Origin of the sequence: Streptomyces diastatochromogenes, from assembly GCF_002242805.1 — a bacterium.
In the GTDB taxonomy this organism is placed as follows: domain Bacteria; phylum Actinomycetota; class Actinomycetes; order Streptomycetales; family Streptomycetaceae; genus Streptomyces; species Streptomyces diastatochromogenes.
Window position 1 is genome coordinate 42,933 of the sequence record NZ_MCGQ01000057.1, and the last position, 8,279, is coordinate 51,211.

The 8,279-nt window shown below is 69.5% G+C and carries 8 protein-coding genes; 1 reads left to right on the forward strand and 7 read right to left on the reverse strand.

The features are described from left to right. Nucleotides 1-70 precede the first annotated feature (70 nt). The gene (locus tag BEK98_RS43615) at nucleotides 71-1,030 is read left to right on the forward strand and encodes an ABC transporter substrate-binding protein (protein WP_094222386.1); all 960 of its coding nucleotides are present in this window, start codon (nucleotides 71-73) and stop codon (nucleotides 1,028-1,030) included. Nucleotides 1,031-1,222: 192 nt separating this feature from the next. On the opposite strand, the gene BEK98_RS43620 is transcribed toward BEK98_RS43615, so the two are convergent. The 7 genes from BEK98_RS43620 to BEK98_RS43650 all read right to left on the reverse strand — a co-directional run bounded on the left by BEK98_RS43620 (nucleotide 1,223) and on the right by BEK98_RS43650 (nucleotide 7,669). Further along, the gene (locus BEK98_RS43620) at nucleotides 1,223-2,248 is read right to left on the reverse strand and encodes a sulfotransferase family protein (RefSeq protein WP_244202232.1); all 1,026 of its coding nucleotides are present in this window, start codon (nucleotides 2,246-2,248) and stop codon (nucleotides 1,223-1,225) included. Between the two features lie 206 nt (nucleotides 2,249-2,454). Then, nucleotides 2,455-2,910, reverse strand: a complete 456-nt coding sequence (locus BEK98_RS43625) for a tellurite resistance TerB family protein (RefSeq protein ID WP_094222387.1) — start codon at nucleotides 2,908-2,910, stop codon at nucleotides 2,455-2,457. A gap of 124 nt (nucleotides 2,911-3,034) precedes the next feature. Next, complete coding sequence (locus tag BEK98_RS43630) at nucleotides 3,035-4,657, reverse strand: LCP family protein (RefSeq protein WP_094222388.1); 1,623 nt, start codon at nucleotides 4,655-4,657, stop codon at nucleotides 3,035-3,037. Between the two features lie 26 nt (nucleotides 4,658-4,683). Next, nucleotides 4,684-5,661, reverse strand: coding sequence for a sporulation protein (locus tag BEK98_RS43635; RefSeq protein WP_094222389.1), 978 nt, complete (start codon nucleotides 5,659-5,661; stop codon nucleotides 4,684-4,686). A gap of 145 nt (nucleotides 5,662-5,806) precedes the next feature. Continuing rightward, nucleotides 5,807-6,457, reverse strand: coding sequence for a M15 family metallopeptidase (locus BEK98_RS43640; RefSeq protein ID WP_094222390.1), 651 nt, complete (start codon nucleotides 6,455-6,457; stop codon nucleotides 5,807-5,809). A 53-nt stretch (nucleotides 6,458-6,510) separates the two neighbouring features. Then, nucleotides 6,511-6,966 (reverse strand): DUF6114 domain-containing protein, encoded by a 456-nt coding sequence (locus tag BEK98_RS43645; RefSeq protein ID WP_094222391.1) that lies wholly within the window; start codon nucleotides 6,964-6,966, stop codon nucleotides 6,511-6,513. 4 nt (nucleotides 6,967-6,970) lie between these two features. After that, nucleotides 6,971-7,669, reverse strand: coding sequence for a DUF6230 family protein (locus tag BEK98_RS43650; RefSeq protein ID WP_094222392.1), 699 nt, complete (start codon nucleotides 7,667-7,669; stop codon nucleotides 6,971-6,973). Between the last annotated feature and the right edge of the window lie 610 nt (nucleotides 7,670-8,279).

An 8,279-nucleotide genomic window follows, 5' to 3' on the forward strand; every position in this document is an offset into this window, starting at 1 on the left:
GCGTATCGAAGCCAATCGGTGACCCAGAGGTACTTGACTGACCGAGAACCGGCTGGATTGGATCAGTGGTGTGACTTCCACCAAGCGCATCAGCAGGCCCATCCGGAGGAACCGAGGCGCGGCGGCTGTCGCCCTCGCGGCGGCGACGGCCCTGCTGGCGGGCTGTAACTCCTCCGACAGCAAGGGCGACGACCCCCTTTCGGACAGCAAGGCGAGCGGCGACGGCGTGGTCGTCGGCTCCAACAACTTCGCCGAGAGCGTCCTGCTCGGTGACATCTACGGCGAGGCCCTCAAGGCCAAGGGCATCAAGGTCAGTTACAAGCCGAACATCGGCAGCCGCGAGACCACGTACGGTCTGCTCAAGAACGGGTCCATATCGGTCCTGCCCGAGTACAACGGCGCGCTGCTGGCCTACCTCGACCCGAAGGCCACGCCCAAGACGGTCGCGGCGACCACGTCGGCCATCGAGGCCAAGCTGGACTCCAAGCTGACCCTGCTGCAGCCCTCGCCGGCGCAGGACAAGGACTCGGTGACGCTCAACGCGGCCACCGCGAAGAAGTACAACCTCACCGACAAGTCGTCCATCGCCGACCTCAAGGGCATCGCGAAGGACCTGGTCATCGGCGCCTCGCCGGAGTTCCAGACCCGGCAGCAGGGCCTGGTCGGCCTCAAGGACGTGTACGGCCTGGAGTTCAAGTCCTTCAAGGCGCTGGACGCGGGCGGCCCGCTCACCAAGGCGGCCCTGAAGAAGAACACCGTGCAGGCCGCGGACATCTTCACCACGGACGCGACCATCTCCAAGGAGAAGCACGTCGTCCTGCAGGACCCGAAGAACCTCTTCGGCTACGAGAACGTCCAGCCGCTCGTCTACAAGAGCGCCCTGCCCCAGAAGGGCGCCGACGCGCTCAACGCCGTCTCCGCCAAGCTGGACACGGCGACCCTGCTGGACCTGGTCGCCCAGGTGCAGTTGCAGGGCAAGGACCCGCTGGACGTCGCCAAGGCCTGGCTGAAGTCCGCCGGTCTCGACTGACGCACCGCGGCACGGACGACCCGACGACGCGGGTGCCCCCGGCCTCCGGGGGCACCCGCGTCGTGCTGGACGGAACGGGCCCCAGGAGATCGGCTCGGCGGCCGGGCTCCTCAAAGTGGTCCAGCAACTGGGTGCCACCGTGGGCGTGGCGGTCCTCGGCGGTGTAAGAGGGAGTACGGGTCCGGGAGATGGTCACCGGAGCGGTCGACTCTCCAGGACGTGGGTGCCCGGGGCGCAGCTTTCCCTCAGTTCAGCGAGTTCGGCGGCCGGCAGCCTCAGGGCGGAGCCGCGCCGGCTGTGGTCCAGCAGCGCGGATGCGGCGAGCAGCCACTGCGGGAGGGGATCGACACCGATGAACTCGGCCAGGCGGGTCAGCTCTTCGGCGGGATCGTCGAGCAGGTCCTCGTACGCGAGTGTGGTGCGCTGCCAGGCAGGCAGTCGACCGAGGAACTCCGTTCCCTCGGTGACGAGTTCGGACCAGAGGGCGCCGAACGCCCGCAGGGGGACGTCCCGGTCGCGTACGAGGGCGGGATCGAAGCGCTCGTCGAGCAGTGGTGACAGGTCCGCGGGCAGCGAGCGCACATGCTCGTCGGTCAGGTCGGCCAGACTGTCGACGTCGGCTCGTGCCTTGATCTCGCGCAGCAGGGAGATGGTGCGGTATCCGGGGTGACGGCTCATGGACAGGGCGCAGTCCGGTCCGTCTCTGAACATGTGCACGAACCTCGCGTCCGGGAACGCGGCCCGTAGTCCTGGTGCCCAGCCTGTCGAGTAACCGGAGCGCTCCACGACGGCGGTCCGACCGAACCGCTCGCAGAGCAGCCCGAACAGCGCTCGGTGGTGCTCGGCGGCGGTGCGCTCGGGCCACCGGACCAGTGCTGCGCGCAGCTCGTCGAGGAGCCCGTCCGGGTCGTCGGTGAGGTGGGGCAACACCATCAGGGAGAGCGCGGGAATTCCGGTGGTCTCCGCCGCATACCTTCCGGGGCGGCGTGTGTAGAGGAACTCCGGCAGCGGCAGCCCGCTGCGGATCATCCGCTCGAAGTGCGGAGCGGGCCGGAAGAGCAACTGCCAGAACTCTTCACCGGTCAGCTTCCCTTCGGGGAATGCGGCGTCGCCCACGGAGGCCATGAACTCGTTGAGGCTCAGTACGTCCGGGTGGGTGTTGAGGATGCGGGACAGCGCGGTCGAGCCGCTACGCCCCGTACCAATGACAAAGGCCAAGGAACGCAAAGTCACCCTCCGCAGCTTCGCGACACTCAGGACCAGGCCCGGCTGTCGCAGCACTATCCCATGACCGGAACGACCGTCCCTACACCGTCGCCAGGCACCCCGGCGGTCCTGCTGAACGGCGCTCGGCCGTGCAGGGCGTGGATGAGGGCACGGTCGAGGTCGTCGAGCATGCCCCCGTCCTCGCGGATGGCGACGGATCAGAGGTCGAACTCGTGCGGCGGCAGGTCGAGCGTGTAGCACGCCTCACGCACCACCGCCTGCTCGGTCTTGTCGAAGTCCCCGTCCGCGCCGCCGATGACGATGCCGATCTGCACCACGGCGCGCGCCTCGGCGGGCTTCTTCTTCGCCTTGGCGATCTCCTGGAGCACGCTCACCTTGCCGAAGTCGAAGTCGGTGGTCAGCTTGTTCAGGTTCTCCTCGAAGCGGCGCCTCAGGTCGTCGGCCGGGAAGTTCTGCAACACCTCGTTCGTCGAGATGAGCTGGGCCACCCGCTGCCGCTCCGACGGGTCGATGGTGCCGTCGGCGGCGGCCACGAGCGCACACATCGCCATGCTCGCGTCGCGGAAGGCGCCGCTCTTCAGGTCGTTCTTCTTCGAAACCAACTGGGTCTGCATCTGCGACGCCGACTCCTTGATGCGGTCCCACAGGGCCATGCGAACTCCTCGTATCCACAGTCGAATGCCTCGACACCCATGTCTACAGCAACTTCTACAGCAACGTAGAAACTCGTGAGGCGGCCGATAAGTTCCGGCAACCTGGACTGAATTCGGGGCGATGTCAGCCGTAGGTCAGGTTCGCGCAGGGGTCCTCGTCCGCGGACCGTGCCCCGTCGGCCACCGCGGTCGGCACCGCGGTCGCCGTCGGCGGTGCGGCGGAGCCGGTGCCGGCGTACGACCGTCCGAGGACGACGTTGATGCGGGTCGCGCCGATCTGCTCCAGCTCGGCGCCCGGGAACACCTCGGCCACGGTCCGCGCCCGCGCCGCAAGGCCCGGACCGTACTGGACGACCGTCGTGGCGTGGTCCTGGGAGGCGGCGGTCGCGGTACCGGTGACGGTGAAGCCGTCCGCGCGGAGTTCGGCGGCGCCCTGGGCGGCGAGCCCGCTGACGGTGGTGCCGTTGTAGACGGCCACGTCGATGCCCGCGCCGGAGACGGGTGAGGCGGTGGGGGAGAGCGAGGGCGAGGGGGACGTGGACGCCCCGTCGCCGCTGCCCTTCCTGCCACCCGCGTCCGTGCCGTCGATCGTGCGGTCCGCCTTCAGCGCGGCCCACAGCTCGCCGGCGTCCGGCTCGACGACGGCCACCCGTGATCCGGAGTACCGCCAGGGGACGGTCACGAACTCGGTGTTGTGCAGGTCGATGTCCTTCAGCGACATCGCGAAGGCTATGAGCTTGTCGGCGGTGCCCAGCCCGGTGTCGACGGTGAGCGACCTGGTCGCCGCGTCGGCCAGCGGAAGCAGCTTCGTCGGCGTGAGCCCCTCGCTCTTGACCGATTTCAACAGACTGGACACGAAGGCCTGCTGGCGCTTGATCCGGCCGATGTCCGAGCCGTCTCCGATGCCGTGCCGGATGCGGACGTAGTCCAGTGCCCGCTGCCCCGAGACGGTCTGCACACCCTTCCTGAGCAGCAGGCCGCCGCGGGTGGTGCGGTGGGGGTTGAGGTCGTTCTCGTGGACGTCGTTCGGCAGGCACACCCGGACACCGCCCACGACCTCGGTCAGCGCGGCGAAACCCTTGAAGTCCACGACGACCGTGTGGTTCACCCGCAGCTCGGTGAGCTTCTCCACCGTGTTCTGGGTGCAGGCCGGGTTGCCCTTGTCGGTCTCCCCGACGGAGAAGGCCGCGTTGAACATGGTGTCGGTCTGCGTTCTGGTCCAGCTGCCGTCAGGGAGCTTGCACGGCGGGACGGTCACCAGGGTGTCGCGGGGGATGGAGACCGCGAGGGCGTGCTGGTGGTCGGCGTATATGTGCAGCAGGAACGTCGTGTCGGACCGGCCGATGTCGCCCTTGTCGCCGCCGCCGAGGGCCGCGTTGCCGTCGGTGCGCGCGTCCGAGCCGATGACCAGCACGTTCTCGCCCTTCGACGAGCCGGCGCCGGGACGGTTGTCGGAGAGACCGCCGGAGTCGAAGGTCCGGATGCCGCCGTCGAGCTTCAGATACAGCCAGCCGACGCCCGCCGTGACCAGCACCAGCAGCGACATGCAGAGGGTGAGCGCTCTGCGGATCCTGCGACCGCGGGGAATGCGCGGACCGTGCCGGTCGGGCCGGAAGGCTTCGGGGCGGTCGTGGCTGTCGTGGCCGCCGTGGTCGTTGTGGGCGCCGCGGCCGTCGTGCCCGTCACGGCCGTTGCCCGTGCTGCCGTGCCGCGACGGAGCCGTACCCCGGTTGCTGGTGACGCTCATGGGCCCCCTCCCGTCCCCCGTGGTCCTCAGTCCTCCTCTTCGTCGTCCTCGAAGAAGTCACCGATCTCGTCCACGACTTCCGCGGCCACCAGCCCGCCCACCACACCGACGGCCAGGCCTGCCGCGCCCGCCGCCACGGCCGTACCCAGGCCCGGGCCGGAGTGGTGGTGGCCTGAGTCGTGGACGGGGTGCGACTCGCCGTGGCCGTACGCCGCGTGGGTGCCGTAGGCCTCGCGGTGCTCGGTCAGCTGCCGGATCCAGCCGTCCACCTCCGTGTTCCAGTCGAGGGCGGTCGCGTCCTCGTGGCGCACGACGAACCGGGTCAGCGCGTCGTGCCCGGAGGAGAAGAGGCCACCGCGTTTGTCCGCCTCCAGGACGACCTCGCTGCCGGTGGGGGAGGCGAGGAAGGTCAGCTCGATCTCGCTCACCGCGTGCGCGTACTGCGGGGCCGGGGCCAGCTCGATCTCCTGGTAGAAGGGCAGCTGCTGGCCCGTACCGCCGATGCGGCCGTACTCGAGGTCGGCGGAGCGGAAGCCGAAGCCCAGCTGACCGAGGGCCTCCAGGACCGCCTCCTGCACGGGCAGGGGGCGGACGGTGAGCGGGTCCAGATCGCCCTTGTCCCGGGCGCCCGCCACCGCGACCTCCGTGCGCACGCCCAGGACGATGCCGAGCGGCTGGCCGTACAGCTCGGTGACCGGGGTCTCCCAGGGCAGCGGCACGCTGAAGGGCAGCTCGCGCTCCTCATGCTCGCCGAGCCGGAAGCCGCCGCCGACGGTGAACCGCTCGAAGACGACGGCGCCCTCGCTCTCGCCCTCCTCGTGCTCCGCCTCTACGCGTGCGATCAGCTCCAGGCCGATGTGCTCGACCTCCACGGCCGTGTCGCCGCCGCGCAGCAGCACACGCCCCGACAACGGGCCACCGGGCAGGGCCGCCCCGCCGTCCAGCACCGTGTCCACGGAGGGGTCGCCGACCCCGATCGCCCCCAGCAGCCGTTTGAACACCATGACCCCGTAGCTCCTTCACTCGTCGCCTCATCCGCACGGCCTTCCACTGCCGTCCGTCCGACCGATGAACTCGCCGCGACGGCGGTGAAGTTCCCAGGTCACCTGTTCGGGTGACGGTGTAGTGAGAGAACGCCTGGCGGTCCGGTCAACCGAGTTCGCGCGGGCCGTAGATCGCGCTGTCGGCTCCGGTGGCCAGGGCCCAGTAGCGGTCGCCGAAGGACCAGTGCCACCACTCGGTGGGGTAGTTCACCAGGCCCGCTGCGGTCAGTGCGTCCCCGAGCAGCCGCCGGTTGGCGCGTGCTTCGGCGCCGACGTTGCCGGCGTCCGTGTAGCAGGCGCCCGCGCTCTCCTCGGGGCTGGCGTTCATCCGGGTCCCCATGTCGAGTTCCCGCCCGTCGGCGGAGACGAGGGTGAGGTCGACCGCGGCGCCGGCGCTGTGCGGCGCGATCTCCGGCGGCGACACGTACCGGCTCGCGGCCTCCCGCACCTGCGCCGGCGACCAACCCGGGTTGTCGCCTCGCAGTTCGTCGGCATAACCCTCGAAGTAGTGGCGCTGCAGCGCGGGCGGCCGGTACCCCTCGACGAACAGCAGCCGTATGCCGTCCGGCAGCAGCTCCTGAGCCTTGAGCAGCCGGGTCAGCACCCCTTCTCGCAGATGCGCGAACGCCCCCGAGTCGTCGGTGTTGCGATCACCGACGGCGAGGTCCCGCAGCCGGACGTCGACGAGCGGTTCACCGCAGTCGACCACCGGGACGGCCGCGATCTTCGGATCCGACATCAGCACGATCTCGTTCATGCACTGATCATTGCCGACGCCCCCACTCGGCCGTGAGCGGTAGAGCGTCGAACTCAGGCCGGTTCCCCTGCCCCCGCCCCTTCCCCCAGCCCCTGCCCCGCCGCCCGGGCCGCCTTGCGGCGTTGACGGCGGCTCACCCGGGGTGCCTGGTCGGGGAGCCAGCCGAAGGCGAGGCAGCTGCCGGTGGCGCCGAGGAGGAGGCCGATGAAGAAGCCGCCCAGGTTGGAGGTGAGCCAGGTGCCCAGGGAGAGCAGGATGCCGGTGATGGAGTAGAAGAGCCGCTGGGAGGGATTGAAGAGGATCAGCAGACCCAGCAGCACCATCAGCGTCGGCAGCAGATAGCCGGCCAGGCCCTGCATGCCGATGTGCATGACGACCTTCAGCGAGGCCTTCTCGGTGAGCAGGATCCAGCCGCCGCCGAGGGCCAGCAGCAGCCCGCCCCAGAACGGCCGGCGGGCCCGCCACCTGCGGAAGGCGGGCCTCAGTCCCTGATGTGGACGCTCCGGCATCGGATCAGCAAGCCTTGTCGCTGAAGCTCAGCTTGAGTCCGGGCAGCCTGAACACACCAGCGGTGGTCGCGTAGTTGGTCTGCCGAAGGTTGCCGATGTGCACGGTGTCGGCCTGCTGGCTGAAGACGCCGATCGGGCCCTTCGCGTTCGCCTTGTTCAGCGTGCTGGCGTCGTTGCCGATCTCGATGTTGCCGAAAGCAGCGTCGCCCGACAGCTCGGTCGAGTCGGTGGTGAGGTCGCTCGCGGTCACCTTCTGGTCGCCGCCGCCGGCGGTGATCTTCAGGTTGGTGCCGCCCAGGTCGACGCTCTGGCACAGCTTGGTGAGCGTGGCGTTCTTGATCGCGGAGGTGACGACGAGCACCTGCCCGCCGGTGTCCCCGGCGTTCGGGCTGCCGTCCGCCATGTTGTCGAGACCGCCGAACTGCTCGAACCCGGTGCCGTTGAGTTCCGTGGCCGTGACGGTGAACGGCATGCCGGAGATCGCGAACTGCACACCCAGCGCGCCCTCGGCGGTGAGGATCGCCAGGCCGGCGGCGACCAAGGTGGCGGGCACCGCCATGACGGCGGCCCTGCGCAGTCGTACCCGACCTCGCCGTTCGCCGCCGCCGGCGGTCCCTGACGCGGCTGAGGTTTCGGACGGGGAACCGCTTCCCGGGTTCTCGGGGGTGTTGTCGGCGGACGAGAGGTCCGGGGACGAGGCCATGTCTGCTCCCATGGGCATAGATCAATGCGGGTTGGGCTTCAGTGGCGCGTTGTCCTGGCGCGGACAGTGGCTGCCGCGTACGCCTCCTCGCACTCCCGGCGGATGCAAGGGCTTTCTCGTTACGCGGCAGTAGCCTGCGAGGAAGTTACCGCCGGTTACTTTGGAGGGTCAAGGGAGTTGTGAAAAAAGGGTGTTGGATGTGCGGGGACGTCGACGGGCCCGGTCGGGAGGCGGTCTCCGACCACCGTCAATAAGCAGCAACTCCCTTGCCGCGCCTTGACGTTGATGGTTGATCAGGTCTACAACTCTCCCTGGTTTCCCCGGATCCGTGGCGCCGGATCCGCCGAGCGGTATCGGCCGCGTTCCCGGCCTTCATTCGGTAACCGCTCTGCCTTTCTCCGACAACCGACAACCGCTCCGCACCAGCGCGGCATCGGCACGGTCGCTTCCCCCTCCTCGGCCCGTGCCCGGCCGCCCTCTGTCCGGCCCGGTCGGAGGCCTTCCCCCGAGGCCTTCGACCGGTGCCCGGCCGGCCGCCGTCGCCGGTCCGTCACGTACGGAGAAGGCGTCACGGCCCGGCGACGGCGGCACCCCCCACCCACCATCCCCC